Origin of the sequence: Streptosporangium sp. NPDC002544, from assembly GCF_040295965.1 — a bacterium.
GTDB lineage: Bacteria > Actinomycetota > Actinomycetes > Streptosporangiales > Streptosporangiaceae > Streptosporangium.
The window spans coordinates 260,394-277,567 of sequence record NZ_JBEOWJ010000011.1 but is presented as its reverse complement, the minus strand read 5'-3'; the positions used below and the strand labels follow the sequence as shown (position 1 = coordinate 277,567).

Annotated in this window: 14 protein-coding genes; 9 read left to right on the top strand and 5 right to left on the bottom strand. The window is 71.3% G+C overall.

The window, feature by feature from the left end; genetic code table 11:
• Window positions 1–12: 12 nt before the first annotated feature.
• The 5 genes from ABT061_RS19550 to ABT061_RS19530 are packed head-to-tail and all read left to right on the top strand — an operon-like array spanning window position 13 to window position 5,403.
• Entirely contained in the window at window positions 13–1,356 is a 1,344-nt protein-coding gene (locus tag ABT061_RS19550; RefSeq protein WP_350919347.1) for an extracellular solute-binding protein, read from the top strand.
• Window positions 1,357–1,362: 6 nt separating this feature from the next.
• The gene (locus tag ABT061_RS19545) at window positions 1,363–2,304 is read left to right on the top strand and encodes a carbohydrate ABC transporter permease (protein WP_350919344.1); all 942 of its coding nucleotides are present in this window, start codon (window positions 1,363–1,365) and stop codon (window positions 2,302–2,304) included.
• Window positions 2,301–3,179: a carbohydrate ABC transporter permease gene (locus ABT061_RS19540; protein ID WP_350919341.1), complete on the top strand. Its 879-nt coding sequence runs from the start codon at window positions 2,301–2,303 to the stop codon at window positions 3,177–3,179. Before ABT061_RS19545 ends, ABT061_RS19540 begins: the two co-directional genes overlap by 4 nt.
• A complete protein-coding gene (locus ABT061_RS19535; protein WP_350919339.1) occupies window positions 3,176–4,435 on the top strand; it encodes a 6-phospho-beta-glucosidase in 1,260 nt (419 codons plus the stop codon). The genes ABT061_RS19540 and ABT061_RS19535 overlap by 4 nt, the downstream gene beginning before the upstream one ends.
• Entirely contained in the window at window positions 4,432–5,403 is a 972-nt protein-coding gene (locus ABT061_RS19530) for an N-acetylglucosamine kinase (RefSeq protein ID WP_350919336.1), read from the top strand. The genes ABT061_RS19535 and ABT061_RS19530 overlap by 4 nt, the downstream gene beginning before the upstream one ends.
• Before the next feature lie 225 nt (window positions 5,404–5,628).
• Here ABT061_RS19530 and ABT061_RS19525 read toward each other — a convergent pair whose 3' ends face one another.
• Complete coding sequence (locus ABT061_RS19525; RefSeq protein WP_350919333.1) at window positions 5,629–5,889, bottom strand: hypothetical protein; 261 nt, start codon at window positions 5,887–5,889, stop codon at window positions 5,629–5,631.
• A gap of 468 nt (window positions 5,890–6,357) precedes the next feature.
• Between ABT061_RS19525 and ABT061_RS19520 the strand changes: the two genes are divergently transcribed.
• Window positions 6,358–7,197: a dioxygenase family protein gene (locus tag ABT061_RS19520; protein ID WP_350919330.1), complete on the top strand. Its 840-nt coding sequence runs from the start codon at window positions 6,358–6,360 to the stop codon at window positions 7,195–7,197.
• Between the two features lie 120 nt (window positions 7,198–7,317).
• On the opposite strand, the gene ABT061_RS19515 is transcribed toward ABT061_RS19520, so the two are convergent.
• Together ABT061_RS19515 and ABT061_RS19510 are read right to left on the bottom strand one after the other, a co-directional pair.
• Window positions 7,318–8,274, bottom strand: a complete 957-nt coding sequence (locus tag ABT061_RS19515) for a nucleoside hydrolase (protein WP_350919327.1) — start codon at window positions 8,272–8,274, stop codon at window positions 7,318–7,320.
• A gap of 67 nt (window positions 8,275–8,341) precedes the next feature.
• On the bottom strand, window positions 8,342–8,818 hold the full coding sequence (locus ABT061_RS19510; protein WP_350919324.1) for an Lrp/AsnC family transcriptional regulator: 477 nt from the start codon (window positions 8,816–8,818) through the stop codon (window positions 8,342–8,344).
• 124 nt (window positions 8,819–8,942) lie between these two features.
• Between ABT061_RS19510 and ABT061_RS19505 the strand changes: the two genes are divergently transcribed.
• Both ABT061_RS19505 and ABT061_RS19500 read left to right on the top strand, forming a co-directional pair.
• Window positions 8,943–9,893, top strand: coding sequence for a pirin family protein (locus tag ABT061_RS19505; RefSeq protein ID WP_350919321.1), 951 nt, complete (start codon window positions 8,943–8,945; stop codon window positions 9,891–9,893).
• Between the two features lie 321 nt (window positions 9,894–10,214).
• A complete protein-coding gene (locus tag ABT061_RS19500) occupies window positions 10,215–11,624 on the top strand; it encodes a dihydrolipoyl dehydrogenase family protein (protein ID WP_350919318.1) in 1,410 nt (469 codons plus the stop codon).
• Here ABT061_RS19500 and ABT061_RS19495 read toward each other — a convergent pair.
• Window positions 11,621–12,088: a hypothetical protein gene (locus tag ABT061_RS19495; RefSeq protein ID WP_350919315.1), complete on the bottom strand. Its 468-nt coding sequence runs from the start codon at window positions 12,086–12,088 to the stop codon at window positions 11,621–11,623. The genes ABT061_RS19500 and ABT061_RS19495 overlap by 4 nt on opposite strands.
• Before the next feature lie 62 nt (window positions 12,089–12,150).
• Between ABT061_RS19495 and ABT061_RS19490 the strand changes: the two genes are divergently transcribed.
• A complete protein-coding gene (locus tag ABT061_RS19490) occupies window positions 12,151–15,909 on the top strand; it encodes a CHAT domain-containing protein (protein ID WP_350919312.1) in 3,759 nt (1,252 codons plus the stop codon).
• A gap of 54 nt (window positions 15,910–15,963) precedes the next feature.
• Here the strand turns inward: ABT061_RS19490 and ABT061_RS19485 are convergent, their stop codons facing one another.
• Window positions 15,964–17,118 (bottom strand): acyl-CoA dehydrogenase family protein, encoded by a 1,155-nt coding sequence (locus tag ABT061_RS19485; RefSeq protein ID WP_350919309.1) that lies wholly within the window; start codon window positions 17,116–17,118, stop codon window positions 15,964–15,966.
• Between the last annotated feature and the right edge of the window lie 56 nt (window positions 17,119–17,174).

The window sequence follows — 17,174 nt, the reverse complement described above, 5'->3', positions numbered from 1 at the left end:
GAGGCAGCCGTCGTGCACCGACGCTTTCTCACCCTCGCCCTCGCCACCCTGACGGCCGCCGCTCTGACCGCCTGTACCGCGGGCACGGAGGGCGCACCCACGCTCGGTTCGCGCCCCAAGCCCTCAGGCTCGGCCTCCGCCACCCTGCCGGCCTCGGCCATCGAACTGTGGCACGGATTCTCCGCGCCCGGCGAGGTCAAGGCGTTCGAAGACGCCATAGCCGGATTCCGTACGAAATTTCCCCAGATAACCGTCAAACTGGTCAAGGGCGTCCAGGACGAGCAGATCACCCAGGCGGTGCGCGGTGGGAAGGCCCCTGACGTCGCCTCCTCCTTCACCACGGACAACGTGGCCCAGTGGTGCCGCAGCGGAACGTTCCAGGACCTCACCCCGGTGATCAAGCAGGATGGCATCGACCTGTCCGTGCTGCCCGAGGTCTCGCGCTCCTACACCGAGTACGAGGGCAGGCGGTGCGTGATGCCCCTGCTCGCCGACGCGTACGGGCTCTACTACAACAAGGCCCTGATGAAGGGCTCCGCGCCGCCGAAGACGCTCTCGGAGCTGACCGAGCTGACCAAGAAGCTCACCGTCCGCGACGCGGAGGGCAACATCAAGGTCGCCGGGTTCATCCCGAGCTTCTCGTACTACGAGAACTCCGCCTCGCACCTCGCCCCGATGGTCGGCGCCACCTGGTACAAGCCGGACGGCACCTCGGCGATCGGCTCCGACCCGGCGTGGAAGGAACTGCTGCGCTGGCAGAAGGAGCTCGTCGACTGGTACGGCTACGACAAGCTGGAGAAGTTCCGCAAGAGCCTGGGCCAGGAGTGGTCGGCCGCCCACCCGTTCTACAAGGGCAAGGTCGCCATGGTCCTGGACGGCGAGTGGCGTAACGCCATGATCGCCAGTGAGGCCAAGGGCCTCGACTACGGCACCGCACCGCTCCCGGTCTCCGACACCAAGCCCGACCTGTACGGCAGCGGCTTCACCGCGGGCACCGTGATCGGCGTGCCCAAGGGCGCCAAGAACCCGCAGGCGGCCTGGGAACTGGTCAAGTATCTGACCACCGACACCTCGGCACTGGTCACGCTCTCCAACGCGTTGCGCAACGTGCCGACCACCAAGGCCTCACTGGAGTCGCCCGACCTGGACAAGGATGCGAACTTCCAGACCTTCCTCGACATCTTCGCTCACCCGAAGACGAGCACGGTCCCGGCGAACGTCAACAGCGCCTTCAACCAGGACACGGTGCAGGAGTTCCTCGGCCGGTGGGAGAAGGGGACGCTCACCGACCTCGACGCCGAACTGGCCAAGGTCGACAAGCGTCTCGACGACAAGCTGAAGCTCTCCGGGGGCTGAGCCTCGATGAGCATCGTCCACGCGGCGCCGCCCAGGTGGCGGCGCCGTGAGGGCCTGGTGGCCCTCCTTTGGATATCGCCCTGGCTGGTGGGGTTCGCGGTGTTCTTCGCCTACCCCCTCGCGGCGACCGTCTACTTCTCCTTCCACCGCTACGACCTGTTCACCCTGGAGTTCGTCGGCCTGGACAACTACCGCTACTTCCTGGTGGACGACCGGGCCTGGGTCTCCATCAGGAACACGCTCTGGTTCACGGTCTTCATGGTCCCCGCCCAGGTGATCTTCGGGCTGGGCGTGGCGCAACTGCTCACCCGCCTCAAGGCGGGGGCCGGTTTCTTCCGGACCCTCTTCTACCTGCCCTCGCTGGTCCCGGTGGTGGCCGGGACCGTCTCCTTCGTGTTCCTGCTGAACCCCTCGGGTCCCTTCAACCAGTTCATCGAACTCTTCGGGATCACCGCACCCGACTGGTTCGGCGACCCGAACTGGGCCAAACCCGGCCTGACCCTGCTGGCCATGTGGGGTATCGGCAACACCATGATGATCTTCCTCGCGGCCCTGCTCGACGTGCCGAAGCATCTGTACGAGGCCGCCGCGATCGACGGGGCCGGCGGGTGGCGGCAGTTCAGGACCATCACGCTGCCGACGATCTCGCCGGTGCTGATGTTCTCGGCGGTCACCGGCGTCATCTACGCCCTGCAGTACTTCACCCAGGCGATGATCGCCTCCCGGGTCGCCGCCGGGGTCACCGACTCCCCCGGCAGTTCCTTCGTCCCCGGCTACCCCGAGCTGTCGACGCTGACGCTGGCCCAGTGGCTGTTCCACGTGGGCTTCCGCGACTTCAGCATGGGCTACGCCTGCGTGCTGGCCCTGCTGCTGTTCGCGGTCTCCACGCTCTTCACCCTCGTCCTGCTCCGCCGGTTCCGCGCGTTCGACCAGGGAGGAGACCGGTGACCACCCTGACCATGAAGCGCGCGGCGCCGGGTTCCCCCGCGCGCGGCCCGCGTACCCGCAGGGTCCTGTACTGGATCGCCACCCACGCCATCGCCGTGGCGCTGTCGCTGATGTTCGTCGCTCCGCTGGTGTTCGTGGCGCTGACCGCGCTCATGAGCACCGACCAGACGCTCACCGGCGACCTGTGGCCGGACACCTGGAACTGGGGCAACTTCGCCGAGGTGTTCACCAGGTCGCGGCTGCTGGCCTGGCTGGGCAACACGTTCCTGTACGCCGGGCTCGGCACCGTGTTCATGCTGCTGTCGTCGATCCCGGTGGCCTACGCGATGGCCCGCTTCCGCTTCCGCGGGCGCAGACTCGCCTTCCTCGCGGTCATCACGATGATGATGCTGCCGCCACAGGTCGTCGCGGTCCCCGTCTACCTCATCTGGGCGCGCCTGGACCTCACCGGCACGCTGTGGCCGCTGATCCTGCCGATGCTGTTCGGGGACGCCTTCTCGATCTTCCTGCTTCGGCAGTTCCTGGTCACGATTCCCAGGGAGTACACCGAGGCCGCCCGCGTGGACGGGTGCTCGGACTTCCAGACCCTGATCAGGGTGATCCTGCCGATGGCGCGTCCAGCGATAGCGGCGGTGGGTCTGTTCCAGTTCTTCTACTGCTGGAACGATTACTACGGTCCGTTGCTCTATGCCCAGATAAACGAGGAAAACTGGACGCTCTCCCTCGGGTTGGCGTCCTTCCGGGCACTGCACAGCGTGCAGTGGAACCTCACCATGGCGGCGACCCTGCTCGTCATGGCCCCGGTGATCATCGTGTTCTTCTTCGCCCAGAGGGTCTTCATCGAGGGCGTCACGCTGACAGGAGTAAAAGGGTGAAACTCGCCGTTGTCGGGGGCGGCTCGACGTACACGCCGGAGCTGATCGACGGGTTCGCGCGGCTACGCGACGAGCTTCCACTGACCGAGATCGCGCTGGTCGACCCGGACGTCCGCCGGCTGGAACCGGTGTCCGGCATGGCGCGCCGGATGCTGGCGCGGGCCGGGCATCCGGCCACGGTCGTCGCCACCACCTCCGTCGAGGAGGGCGTCGCCGGGGCGGGGGCGGTCCTGCTGCAACTGCGCGTCGGCGGCCAGGCCGCGCGGGACGTGGACGAGACCCTGCCCCTGGAGTGCGGCTGCGTCGGCCAGGAGACGACCGGGGCGGGCGGGCTGGCCAAGGCGCTGCGCACGGTACCGGTGGTGCTGGACATCGCCGAGAAGGTGGCAAAGCACGCGCCCGACGCCTGGATCGTCGACTTCACCAACCCTGTCGGCATCGTCACCAGGGCGCTGCTGGAGGCCGGGCACCGGGCCATCGGCCTGTGCAACGTGGCCATCGGCTTCCAGCGCCGCTTCGCCGCGAACCTGGGCGTCGCCCCCGAGCGGATCTCCCTGGGCCACGTCGGCCTGAACCACCTCACCTGGGAGCGGGCCGTCCACCTGGACGGAGTCGACGTGCTGCCGCGGCTGCTGGAGAGCCACGGTGCGGAGATCGCCGAGGACGTCGGCCTGAGCGCCGCGCTGATCCGGCACCTGGGCGTGGTCCCCTCCTACTACCTGCGTTACTTCTACGAGCACGACCTGGTGGTGGCCGAGCAGCGGACCAAGCCGTCGCGCGCGGCCGAGGTCTCGGCGATGGAGACGGCGCTGCTGGAGATGTACACCGACCCGGCCGTGGACACCAAGCCGGAACTCCTGGAGAAGCGCGGCGGGGCCTTCTACTCGGAGGCCGCGGTGGCGTTGATCGCCTCGCTGGTCGGCGACCGCGGCGACACCCAGGTGGTCAACCTGCGCAACGACGGCACGCTGCCGTTCCTGCCCGACGAGGCGGTCATCGAGGTCCCGGCCACGATCACCGCGGCGGGCGCGACCGCGCTGCCGGTGGACCCGGTGGAGCCGCTCTTCGCCGGGCTCATCGCCCACGTCACGGCGTACGAGACGCTGGCGCTCGCGGCCGCGCTGCACGGCGGCGAGGACCGTGTCGCCGACGCGCTGCTGGCCCACCCGCTGATCGGGCAGGCCGCACTCTCGAAAGACCTGGCCCGGCGCCTGATCGAGGCCAACCGCGGGCACCTGTCCTGGGCGAACGCGTGAGGACGGTGCTGGCCGTCGACGGCGGCAACAGCAAGACCGACGTCGCGCTGGTCGGCGAGGACGGCTCGGTCATCGCCACCGGGCGCGGCGGCGCCTTCCAGCCACAGACCGCGGGGGTGGGGGCCGCGATCGACGTGATCGGCGACGCCGTGCGCTCCGCGCTCGGCGAGGGGGCGAGGACACCGTACGCCGACCACGTGGCCGCCTACGTGGCGGGCGCGGACCTGCCGGTGGAGGAGGACGCGCTCCGCGCGGAGATCCTCCTGCGGGGGTACGGCACGGAGGTGACCGTCGGCAACGACACCTTCGCGCTGCTGCGCGCCGGGGCCTCGGGCCCCGCGGGCGTGGCCGTGGTGTGCGGCGCGGGCATCAACGCGGTGGCGGTCTCCCCCTCGGGGGAGGTGGCGAGATACCCGGCCCTGGGGCGGCTCACCGGCGACTGGGGCGGTGGTCTCGGCCTCGGTGAGGAGGCGCTCTGGCACGCCGTACGCGCCGAGGACGGCCGGGGGCCCGCCAGCGCGCTGACCTCCGCGATCCGCGAGCACTTCGGCACCCGCACCGTCGAGGAGGTGTCCCTGGCCATCCACTTCGGCGAGCTGCCCTACGGCAGGCTGAACGAGCTGGTACCGGTGCTGATGGCCGTCGCCGCCCGGGGTGACGGGGTGGCCCGCTCGCTGGTGGCGCGGATGGCCGAGGAGGTCGTCGTGCTCGCGGTGGTCGCGCTGCGCCGCCTGGACCTGCTCGCCGTGCCGATGGAGGTGGTCCTGGGCGGCGGCGTGCTCACCGCCCGCGACCCGCTGATGAGCGAACTGCTCGAGCGGGGCTTCGCCGAGCGGGCCCCGCAGGCCAAGCCGATCGTCGCCGACGTCGCCCCCATCATGGGGGCCGCCCTCCTGGGGCTGGACGCCCTCGGCGCCACCGAGGAGGCCAGGGCCCGCCTGCGGGCCCACTTCCACGCCCTGACCTGAGACGCGCCCGGCTCACCCGTCCCCCTCCCGGAGATCGGTCCTCTCCCCGACGTCGCATCCAGGTGCGGAGTTCGGTGAGAGGGCCGCCGGGTACCGGCTGCGGGGGCGGTGCTCCCCGCGCACGGTGCGGTCCCGGGCGTCTCCGCTCCGGGCCGTCCGGGAGAAGGTGACCGGGGAGCCCGTCGTCCCCGCGTGCGGTGCGGTCGCCTCTCCCCTGACCAGCCGTTACAGGTACTGGCCGGCTTCGGCTCCATCCGTCTTCGACACCCGCACCGACACCACGTTGGCCAGGTTGACGACCATGCCGATCATCTCGGTCTCGAAGCCGTATCTCACCTGGGTCAGCACCAGGCTGCGCCGCTCGTCCAGAGCACGGGAGATCGCCTCCACCGCCTCGGACTCCCCGTCGAAATCCCCGCTCGTCACGGAGACGTCCTCACCCCCCACCGGGTGGAATCGGATGATCAGTACATCGTTGTCAGGCACAGCCGGCTCCTTTCGCCAGTGTCCACAGGAAGTACCTGCCCAGCGTCGAACGCTGTAGACAACCGTCGCCACCCAGGCTTCACGCGGAGGACCCGGCCGTCGCGGAGGTGCCCCGTTCCCATGCGGTGAAACGGAGGTATCCGCGAGGTGAATCACCTCATTGGAATTTCGCCGGTCATGTCATCCCATTCGTGTCATAAATATTTGGTATGACGTGGCGAAAGCCTTATTCGGGCGGCCCCCACCTGCATGATTATTACCACGGTAGCCATATGGCAAAGCTATAGAAACATGGAGGGTATTGCGGCCTCACGTCCAATGTCAGCCTTGTGCACGTCCAGGCTGCCAGGTCCCGCCGGTTCCCCGCGGCGGTGTCGCACGGTGCCGGTTTCGACCGGCCGCCCCGGCGCCGCACGCGTTCGACAGGTCGCGTCCAGGCACGTCCCCCCGGAGGCCAAGGAGGCCATTGTGGACGCCGAGAACACCCACCACCAGAATACCGGCAGCGAGAGCGGGGGCATCAGCCGCAAGACCCTGCTGAAGGCCGCTCTCATCGCCCCGATCCCGCTGCTGGTCGGCCAGGCTCCCGTGCTGGCCCGCGACGTGCAGCGGACGGACGGGCTGCTCGCCCCCACACCCTTCTGCGACGACGGCGACGACCCGACGATCGCCCAGACCGAGGGCCCCTATTTCAAGCCCAACTCGCCACGGCGCACCTCACTGGTCGGGCCCGGCACACCGGGCGTCCCGCTGACCGTCAGCGGCTACGTGTTCGGCCGCTCGTGCCAGCCGATCGCCAACGCGCTTCTGGACTTCTGGCAGGCGGACACCAACGGCGCCTACGACAACAGCGGATTCGGCTTCCGCGGGCACCAGTTCAGCGACGCCCAGGGCGCGTTCAAGCTGACCACGATCGTTCCGGGCCTGTATCCCGGACGCACCCGGCACATCCACGTCAAGGTCCAGGCCCCGAACCGGCCGGTGCTCACCACCCAGCTCTACTTCCCGAACGAACCGCGCAACAGCACCGACACGATCTTCGACCCGTCACTGGTCATGACCGTGCGCACGGTCGGCTCCGGCAGGGAGGCGACGTTCGACTTCGTGCTCAACATCGTCGGCACCCCGTCGCCCAGCCCGACGCCGACCACGAGCCCCCCGCCGGGCGGGACGTGGCAGGCCGGAACGAACTACAAGGCCGGCGACCAGGTCACCTACGGCGGCGTGACCTACCGCTGCCTTCAGGGACACACGGCCTACGCCGGATGGGAGCCGCCGAACGTACCGGCCCTGTGGCAGCGCGTCTGACGCACCGACCGGCCGACGTGACCGGCGCCCCCACCTCCGCTCGTGGACGCCGTGTCGCCGTGGCCCGGGAGCCCGGTCCGGCCTCTCCCCGGACCGGGCATCCCGCCCGAGGTCTCCCGGTCAAAGTCCGACGTGCTTCTCCCGGCGTTCGATCGACTCCGCGACCCGCGCGTAGACGGCCAGCAGAAGGTCCCAGAAGCGGCCGACGTCAAGCGAGGTGCCGACCAGGGCGTTGGGGGCGCGGCCCCGGAGGTTGAAATCGGTCACGGTCATCCCCGAGGTGAAGCGGCCCGCCGTCTCGACGTCGACGACCGCGGGTTCCAGGGTGATCAGCGACGGGTCGATCAGGTGGGCGACCGCGCAGGCGTCGTGAATCGCGGGCCCGTCGTCGGCGGTGATCATGCCGTAGAACCGCACGCACGGGATGAGCAGGTCGGTGCCGAGCCTGCCCATGGCCGCCATTCGGGCCGCCACCGCCTCCGTGGTCATGGCGGCACGGCTCACGTCAAGGCCGATCATGGTCACCGTCCAGCCCGCGCCGAAGACGATCGCGGCGGCCTCCGGGTCGGCGGCGATGTTGAACTCGGCCGCCGGGGAGAAGTTGCCCCGGGTGTACGACCCGCCGAGGATGGTGAGCCCCCGCGCCCAGTCGACGATCCTCGGTTCCCTGAGCACCGCGAGCGCCACGTTGGTCAGCGGGCCGATGGCGACCAGGGTCACCTCGCCCGGGTCGGCCCTGAGCGTCTCGACGATGAAGTCGACGGCGTGCCCGGCGGCCGGCGGGAGCGTCGCCGGAGGCAGCAGCGCGTCCCCGAGACCGGAGCCGCCGTGCACGTCGGCCGCGTCCACCCGGGCGCGCAGCAGGGCGCCCGCGCTCCCCGCGGTGACCGGTACGTCGCCGAACCCCAGGAACTCGCGGAGCCGCAGCGCGTTGTCCGTGGTCCTGGCCAGGTCGACGTTGCCGCCGACCGTGGTGATCCCCAGGACCTTCAGGTCGGGGCTCCCATGAGCGAGGACGAGCGCCAGGGCGTCGTCGATCCCCGGGTCACAGTCGATAATGATCTTCCTAGCAGACACCCGTTCAGCTTGGATTAACTACCCCATGCCCGGCAAATCGGTACTTAGTAACCTGCGCCCACGGGGCTCAGGCGCGCTCGTCGGGCTTACCGGCCTCCGTACCGGCCGGCTCCGGGGGACGGTGCTCGTACGGCGTGCTGAGCACGACCGTGGTGCGGGTGGAGACGTTGGCGGCGGTGCGGATCTGGTTCAGCAGTTCCTCGAGCGCGATCGGCGAGGCCACCCGGACCTTGAGGATGTAGCTCTCGTCCCCGGCCACGCTGTGGCACGCCTCGACGGCGCTCAGGTGGGCCAGCCGTTCCGGGGCGTCGTCGGCGGCGGCCGGATCGATCGGCTTGATGGACACGAACGCGGTGAGCGGCAGCCCGATGGCGTCGTAGTCGACCAGCGCCGCGTAACCCCGCAGCACCCCGCGCTTCTCCAGCCTGCGCACCCGCTGGTGCACCGCCGACACCGACAACCCGGTCTCCCTGGCGAGATCGGTGAAGCTCATCCGGCCATCCCTGGCCAGCAACGTGACGATACAGCGGTCGATCTCCTCCATCCGGTAAACGGTAACGGCACCGGAGAGCACACGCATCGCCCGGACGTCACGGCACGGTCCCAACCCACGGGCAATCTCGCGACCCGGTTCCCGCGGCGGCCGGATCAGAACGTACAGTCGCGAAATGAGCAACCTGGAAACGGATCCGCGGGAGTCGGCGTGCGGTGGCCTCGCGGACGTGGTGGCGGAGCCGGTGACCGAAGTGCTGGCCGGCCGAGACGTGGTACTGGGCGGCCCGCGGGCGATGAAGGTCACCAGAACCCTGCCGAACCGGGACATCAGAATGGTCGGCGCCTGGTGCTTCGTCGACCACTACGGCCCGGAGAAGACGACGATGAGCGTCCCCCCGCACCCGCACACCGGGCTGCAGACCGTCAGCTGGCTCGTGGAGGGCGAGATCCTGCACCGCGACAGCGTCGGTAGCGAGCAACTGATCAGACCGGGCCGGCTCAACCTGATGACCGCGGGACGTGCCATCTCCCACTCCGAGGAGTCGGCCGCCGAGGCCGCCCTGCACGGGGTCCAGCTGTGGGTGGCGCTCCCCTCCGCCGCCCGCGAGACGGCTCCGGCCTTCGAGCACCACCCGGTGCTGCCTGAGCTGACCCTGCCGGGCGCCAGGGTGACCGTCATCATGGGCGAGCTGGGCGGCGTCACGTCACCGGCGACGATCTACACCCCGCTGGTCGGGGCCGAGGTGAGGCTGGAGGCCGGCGCGGCGATCTCCGTCCCGCTCCGTCCCGGCTTCGAGTACGCCGCGCTGGCCCTGTCCGGCACCGTGCGGGTCGACGAGACGGACCTGTCTCCCGGGCCGCTGCTCTACCTGGGCAGCGGGCGTTCGGCGCTGGCCATAGGGGCCGAGGATGCCGGTCGGCTGCTGCTCATCGGCGGCGAGCCGTTCGAGGAGCGGATCGTCATGTGGTGGAACTTCGTCGGCCGCAGCCACGAGGAGATCGCCAGGTTCCGGCAGGAGTGGATGGAGGGCGAGGAGTTCGGCACGGTGCCCGGCGGCGCCGCCCCACTGCCCGCTCCCGAGCTTCCCCTGACCACCCTGAAGGCTCGCGGACGCCGCCGCTAGCGGCCGGCCCCGACCCCGCGCGGGACGGTCCCGCCCCTCACCAGGCCCCGCCCCTCGCCAGGCCCTGCCCCTCGCCAGGCCCTGTGCCGCGCCCCCTGGCCCGCGGCTCTTGCCGTGGCGGGGACCACCGGTCAGGCCGCGCCTCCCGACACGGAGGAGGGAGCCGCGGCGATCGACGACAAGGCGGCGAGACGGCGAGGCCCCGCGCCTCGCCGGAGCCACGCACGTGGCTCCGGCCCGGACCGGAGGATGCGAAGCTGATACGACCCGCGCCACGGGAGCGGTGCGGGTCCATGACCGGTTCTGCCTGGGAGGTAAGTCGTGTCTGACGAGTTCGACGTGGTGGTTGTGGGCGCGGGCCCGGCGGGCGAGAACGTCGCCGACCGCGCGGTCAGGGGAGGGCTGACCGCCGCGATCGTCGAGAGGCACCTGGCCGGCGGCGAGTGCGCGTACTGGGCGTGCATCCCCAGCAAGGCACTGCTGCGCCCGGTGGAGCTGGCCGCCGAGGTCGCCCGGGTACCGGGCCTGACGCTGGGCCCGATCGACACCGCCGCCGTGCTCGCCCGGCGCGACGAGGCGGTGTCCCACCTGGACGACAGCGGCCAGGTCGAGTGGATCAGGAGCGTGCCCGTGGAGTTCGTCCGCGGCCACGGGCGGCTGGACGGCCCGAGGCGGGTCGCGGTGACCGCGCAGGACGGCTCGGTCCGCACGCTGACCGCCAGGCACGCGGTCGTGCTGGCCACCGGCAGCGGTGCGATCGTCCCGCCGATCCCCGGCCTGGCCGAGGCCATGCCGTGGACCAGCCATGAGGTGACGGCGGCCAGAAGCGTCCCCAAGCGGCTGGCCGTGCTGGGCGGCGGCGTGGTGGCCTGCGAGATGGCCCAGGCCATGCACGGACTCGGCGCGAGAGAGACGACGGTGCTGGCACGCGGCGGACTGCTCGGCAGGATGGAGCCGTTCGCCGGGGAACTGGTGGCCGCCTCGTTCACCGGGGCGGGCATCACGGTGCGCGAGGGCGTCCAGGTGACGAAGGTCGAGCGGCCCAGGCCGGGTGGCCCGGTCACGCTCCACCTGTCCGAGGGCCCGCCCATCGAGGCGGACGAGCTGCTGGTGGCCACCGGCAGGCGCCCCGCCACCGGCGACCTGGGCCTGGAGAGTGTCGGCCTGGAGGCCGGGCGCTCGGTGGAGGTCGACGACAGCATGCGCGCGACCGGCGTCCCCGGCGGCTGGCTGTACGCGGTGGGCGACGTCAACGGCCGCGCCCTGCTCACCCATATGGGCAAGTACCAGGCACGGCTGTGCGGCGACGTCATCGCGGCACGGGTCAAGGGCGAGCCCGACGACCTGCCGGGAATGCGCGACGTGGCGGACGGCTACGGCGCGCCGCAGGTCATCTTCACCGACCCGCAGGTGTGCGCGGTCGGCCGGACCGAGGCACAGGCCCGCACCGAGGGGTTCGACGTCCGCGTGGTCGAGTACGACCTGGGCAGGGTGTCGGGAGCCTACCTGCAGGGCGACGGCTACCGCGGCATGGCCAAGGCGGTGGTGGACGAGCGGCGCCGCGTCCTGCTGGGAGTGACCTTCGTCGGCCCGGCCGTGGGCGATCTGCTGCACGCCGCGACGATCGCCGTCACCGCCGAGGTGCCCCTCGACCGGCTCTGGCACGCGGTGCCGTCCTTCCCCACGGTCAGCGAGATCTGGCTGCGGCTACTGGAGACGTACGGGCTCTAGCCGGGTTGTGCCGGAGGCTCCGGCTCGGGCGGGGTGTCCCCGGTGATCTCGTCGACCCGCAGAGCACCCCGGGGAGGGGCGTCCACCTCGTGGCAGACCCACACGCGATGCGCCCCGTCCCAGTAGACGACGCGCCACCCCGGCTCCGCCGGGGGCAGCCTCAGGGCTCGGAGCGCCGCCGCCGCGTCGGCGGGAAGGTCGGCGGGCAGTCGCACGATCGTTTTCGAGCCCCGGTCGGCCAGCGTGACATGACCGGCCTCGGCGATCGAGGTCCTGGCGCGTTCGCGGCTCTCACCGGAGAGGAGGTCCCGGATCCTCGTGTACAGATCCTCTCCGGCCTTGGTCGCGACCGCCTGGAGGAACGGCAGCAGGGCCGACCCGGCGAGCGCTCCGAGCAGCATCTCGGTCACACCCCGCTCGGCCGGATCCCCGCCGGGGGACATGGGGGAACTCTGCTCTCTCACGAAGTCAATCTTGGCCGATCTTCCGCCGTCGCGCACTCTTGGAGGATCGGAGAGGAGACGGTGTGGAGATCACCATCCAGGACGTCCTGACGCGCCTTGGCGGCATCATCAACGACGGCCGTCCGGATCAGGTGCTGAGCCCCGGGACGAGTGCCGCCGCCGCGGAGCTGCTGTACAGGTCCGGCATCTGGCTCCGCGACCACGAGGGACTGCCACCGCGGGAGACCGCCGTGCTCCTCTACGCGACCGGCATGCTGTACGGCGCCAGATACCGGGCGAGCGACCGCGGCTCCGCGGACCTCGCCATGGACTCACCGGACTTCGTGGCCATGTTCGTCCTCCTCGACCTCTCCGATCTCTGCGGGCTCACGGTGCCGGAGCAGGTCCTGCCGTTCATCCAGCACATGCGCCGGAGACGCCCCGGCCATCGTGACCGGCTGCTCGGGGTGCTTTACCCGGACGGCGGCTCGCTGCGCCTTTTGCCGACCGAGGACGAGAGGATCGCGCTGGGCCGGCTGCTCCTCATGGTGGCGAAATCGCTGACGCCCGAGAGCGACCCGATGCTGCCGGCCCTGATGAGGGAGATCTCCCGGTACGCGATGGAGTGGTGCGCCTCGACGGGTGAGCGGGACGCCCTCGACGAGGCGGTGGAGACCGCCCGGCGGGCCGTCACCCTGCTCCCCTCCGGCAGCCCCGAGAGGCCCGAGTATCTGAACGCCCTGGGGTTCGCGGCGGCGAACCACTTCGACGTCTCCCGCGACCTACGGCTCCTGGAGGAGGCCGCCACGGCCTTCCGGCGGTCATGGGCGAGCGCCCCGCCCGGCAGCCGGGAACGACTCAGCTCCGCGCTGGGTCTCTGCGCCGTCCTCCATCACCGCTTCCTGCACGGCGGTGACCCGTCCGTGATCGCAGAGGCGATCGACGCGGGCCGGCTCGCCCTTGAGGCCTGCCCTCCTGGCGATCCCGCGGAGGCCGCCGTGTTCCAGGCCTACGGCGGGGTGCTGTCCGAGTCCTCGCTGAGAACCGGGGACGGGGCCGAGCTGCGGGAGGCGGCCACGCTGTTGCGCCGGGCGGCCGCGCTGCTCCCTCCCGAGGCTCCCGAGCGGGTGGCGTGCCTGAAAGATCTCGCCATGACGCTGCGGAACCTCTATGTCCTCGCCGCCGACGGGCCTGCGCTGAACGACGCCGTCCACGCGGCGCGAGAGGCCGTGGCGCGTGTCCGCGCCGAGGATCCGATCCGGGCGGCCTGCCTGACGACCCTTGGAAACGTTCTGGAGGAGGTGTACCTGCGCCACGGTGACGACGCGTCGCTGGCCGAGTCGGTCGCGTCGCTGCGGGAGGCGGTGGAACTGCTCGGGGACGAGCCGTCGAAGGACCTGGTCATCGCCCGGAGCGCGCTCGGCAGCGCGCTGCGGAACCTGGCCATCCGCACCGGGGACGAAACGGCCCTGGAGGAGGCGGTCGTGGCGCTGCGCGCGGCGTCCGGCGGCCTGAACCCCGGTGATCCGCATCACTCCTTCATCGTGCCGCGGCTCGCCATGTCGCTGGCGATGCGATTCGCCGAGCGAGGCAGTGAGGAGGACATCGAGGAGGCGGTGCGGATCGCCCGCGAGGCACTGGAGATGTTTCCCCTCCGGTCGGCCGGCCGTTACACGGTTCTCCCCGCGTACGCGCAGGTCATCCTCATCCGTTCCGCCTACCTCGGCGACCTGTCCGCCTTCCCCGAGGCCGCCGACGCGCTTGAGGAGAGCATCGACGCCGTCCCGCCCGGAGCCTCGGGACGGGCCCTGCATCTGGACCTGCTCGGCACGGTCCAGCTCCTCCGCTTCCAGGCGAGCGGCGACGCCACCTGCCTGAACGAGGGCATCAGACGGAAGCGCCAGGCGGTCGCCGAGACCGACCCCGCCATGCGGGACACTCCCCTGCTGCTTTCCGGGCTCGCCTGGGCACTCAGGATCAGGTTCGACCACACGGGTGAGCGGCCCGCGCTGGACGAGGCCGTCGAGCTCTGCCGGGCCGCGGCCGCCGCCGCTCCCCCGGGGGACGCGCAGCGGCAGGCGGGGCTCAAGGAACTCGGGCGGACCCTCCTGCGGCGCGCACAGCTGACCGGCGATCCCGACGAGCTGGCCGAAGCCGTCCGCCTGCTGCGCGAGGCGGACGACCCCATCGGCGTCGGCGACGCCATGACGGAGCGATTCACCCGGAGCGGCGATGCCGCCGATCTCGACGAGGCGCTGCGGACGCTGCGAGAGGTCGCGCGATCCCCCACCGGGAATCTGTCCGACCGGCTCCACGCGAGCTGGAAATGGGGTCAGGCCGCGGCCGACCACGGGCGCTGGGAGGAGGGCGCGGACGGGTTCGCGGCAGCCGTACGGCTGCTTCCCCTGGCCACCACCCGCAGGCTGCCCAGGGCCGAGCAGGAACGCGTGCTCGGGAGCAACGCCTACTTCGGCCTGGACGCCGCGGCGTGCGCCCTCCATCAGGGGCAGCCGGTCCGGGCGCTGGAACTGCTGGAGTACGGCCGGGGCCTGCTGTTCGCCCAGTCCCTGGAAACCCGTTCCGACCTGGGTGAGCTTGAGGAGCGGGCACCGGAGCTGGCGCTCCGCGTGCGGCGGTTGCGCGGCCTGCTGGATCAGGAGCCCTCCGTCCTCGGCACCGCCATGGCCGGCGGCCTCACCGCCGAGCACCGCTGGCGTCTGGCGGCCGAGTGGGAGGAGGCGCTGCGGGCGGTTCACGCGATGGGCCTTCTCGTACCCCCGCGTGGCGAGGATCTGATCGCCACCGTGGGCGAGGACCCCGTGGTGGTCGTCAATGTGAGTCCCTACCGCAGCGACGCCCTGATCGTGCGGAAGGACGGCGTCGAGTCCGTCCACCTTCCCCTCCTGGACCGCGACAGGTCGTTCCAGCACGCCATACGATTCCGCCTGGCCGTCGAGGGCACCGTGGACATGCGCGTCGCCGAGGAGACGCTGGGCTGGCTGTGGGACGCGGTCGCCGCGCCGGTCCTCGACGCCCTCGGCCTCACCGGACCTCCCGCGCCCGGCGGACCCGCTCCCCGTGTCTGCTGGTGCCCGACCGCCGCTCTCTCGTACCTTCCGCTGCACGCGGCGGGGCGGCCGGGGGAACCGGGCGTGCTCGACCACGTCGTGTCCTCGTACACCTCCACGCTGCGAGCCCTGCAGCACGCCCGCCGGCAGCCGCCGGCGCCTCCACGTCCGCGCCGCCCCCTGGTCGTGGCCGTCGACCGCACACCGGGGATGAGCGACCTGCCCGCCACCGTCAAGGAGGCCGAGCGGATCGCGCACCGGATTCCCGGGTCGGTCCTGTTGGGAGCGGTCTCCCGCGAGCGGCTGCTGGCCGCGCTCCCCGATCACGCCTGGCTGCACTTCGCCGGTCACGCCTACGCCGATCCGCACCGGCCGTCCAGGAGCCACCTGGCCCTGGGGCACGACCGGCTCGGTGTTCTGGACATCGCCCGGCAGGACCTGCCCCACGCGGAGCTCGCCTACCTCTCGGCATGCCACACCGCCGCCCCGACAGGCAGGATCGCCGACGAGGCGATCCACCTGGCGTCGGCCTTCCAGCTCGCGGGCTACGAGCACGTCATCGCCACACTGTGGGGGATCAGGGACGATGTCGCCGCGCAGGCGGCCGACCACGTCTACGCCCGGCTGGATCCCGGCGTCCCGCCCGGCGCCGGCGTCGCCGACGCCGTCCACGGCGCGAGCCTGGCCCTTCGCGAGCGATACCCCGGCCGGCCGGACCTGTGGGCCGCCATCATCCACACCGGCCCCCAGAACTCCGGCGGCGCCTCGGGGTGACGACCGGGATCCCCTCCGCCAGGGCCTGAGCTCACCGCCCGGCCGGTCGGGACGTCACGCCCGGTCGCTTCTGGCGAGGGCGCGGGAGATGACGAGGCGCTGGACCTGGTTGGTGCCCTCGACGATCTGCAGGACCTTGGCCTCCCGCATGTAACGCTCGACCGGGAAGTCCTCCACGTAGCCGTAGCCGCCGAGGACCTGTACCGCGTCGGTGGTGACCTTCATGCACATGTCGGTGGCGAAGAGCTTCGCCATCGCCGCCCGCGTGCCGTAGGGCCGGCTCGCGTCGCGCAGCCGGGCGACGTCCAGGTAGAGGGCGCGGGCGGCGGCGATCTGGGTGGCCATGTCGGCGAGCATGAAGCCGACGCCCTGGAAGTCGATGATCCGCGAGCCGAACTGGCGGCGCTCGGCGGCGTACGCGGTGGCGGCCTCGAAGGCGGCCTGCGCCACGCCGACGGCACAGGCGGCGATACCGAGCCTGCCGCCGTCCAGCGCGGCCATGGCGATCCTGAAGCCCTCCCCCTCGGCGCCCAGCAGCGCCTCCGGCCCCAGTCGCACCCCGTCGAAGCGGACCTGGGCGGTCGGTGACGACCTCATGCCCATCTTCCGCTCGGGCGCGCCGAACGACAGCCCCTCCGTCCCCGCGGGCACATGAAAGCAGGAGATGCCGCGCGCGCCGTCGGCCGAGGTACGGGCCATCAGCGTGTAGAAGTCGGCGGCGCCGCCGTGGGTGATCCAGGCCTTGACTCCGTCGACCGTGTAACCGTCCTCGCCGGGAACCGCCCGGGTCGCCAGCGCGGCGGCGTCGGACCCCGACTGCGGCTCCGACAGGCAGTAGGCGCCCAGCCACTCACCGCCCAGCATCCGGGGAAGCAGCGCGGCGCGCTGCTCGGCGGTGCCGTAGGCGGCCACCGGGAAACACGACAGGGTGTGAACCGACAGGCCGAGCCCCACCGCCAGCCAGCCGGCCGCCAGCTCCTCGATCACCTGCAGGTAGACCTCGTACGGCTGTGCCGCCCCGCCATGCTCCTCGGGGTAGGGCAGACCGAGCAGTCCCGCGCGGCCCAGCGTGGTGAACACCTCCCGGGGGAAGCGCTCGGCGGACTCGTCGGCCGCGGCCCGGGGGGCGACCTCCTTGCCGATCAGGTCGCGGACCAGGTCCAGCAGGTCATGGGCGTCACCGGTCGGCAGAACGCGCTCAACGGTCATCTGAATCCTTCCAACGTGGAGACCCCGCCCCTGGGCTCGGGGGGAGGGGATCGCAT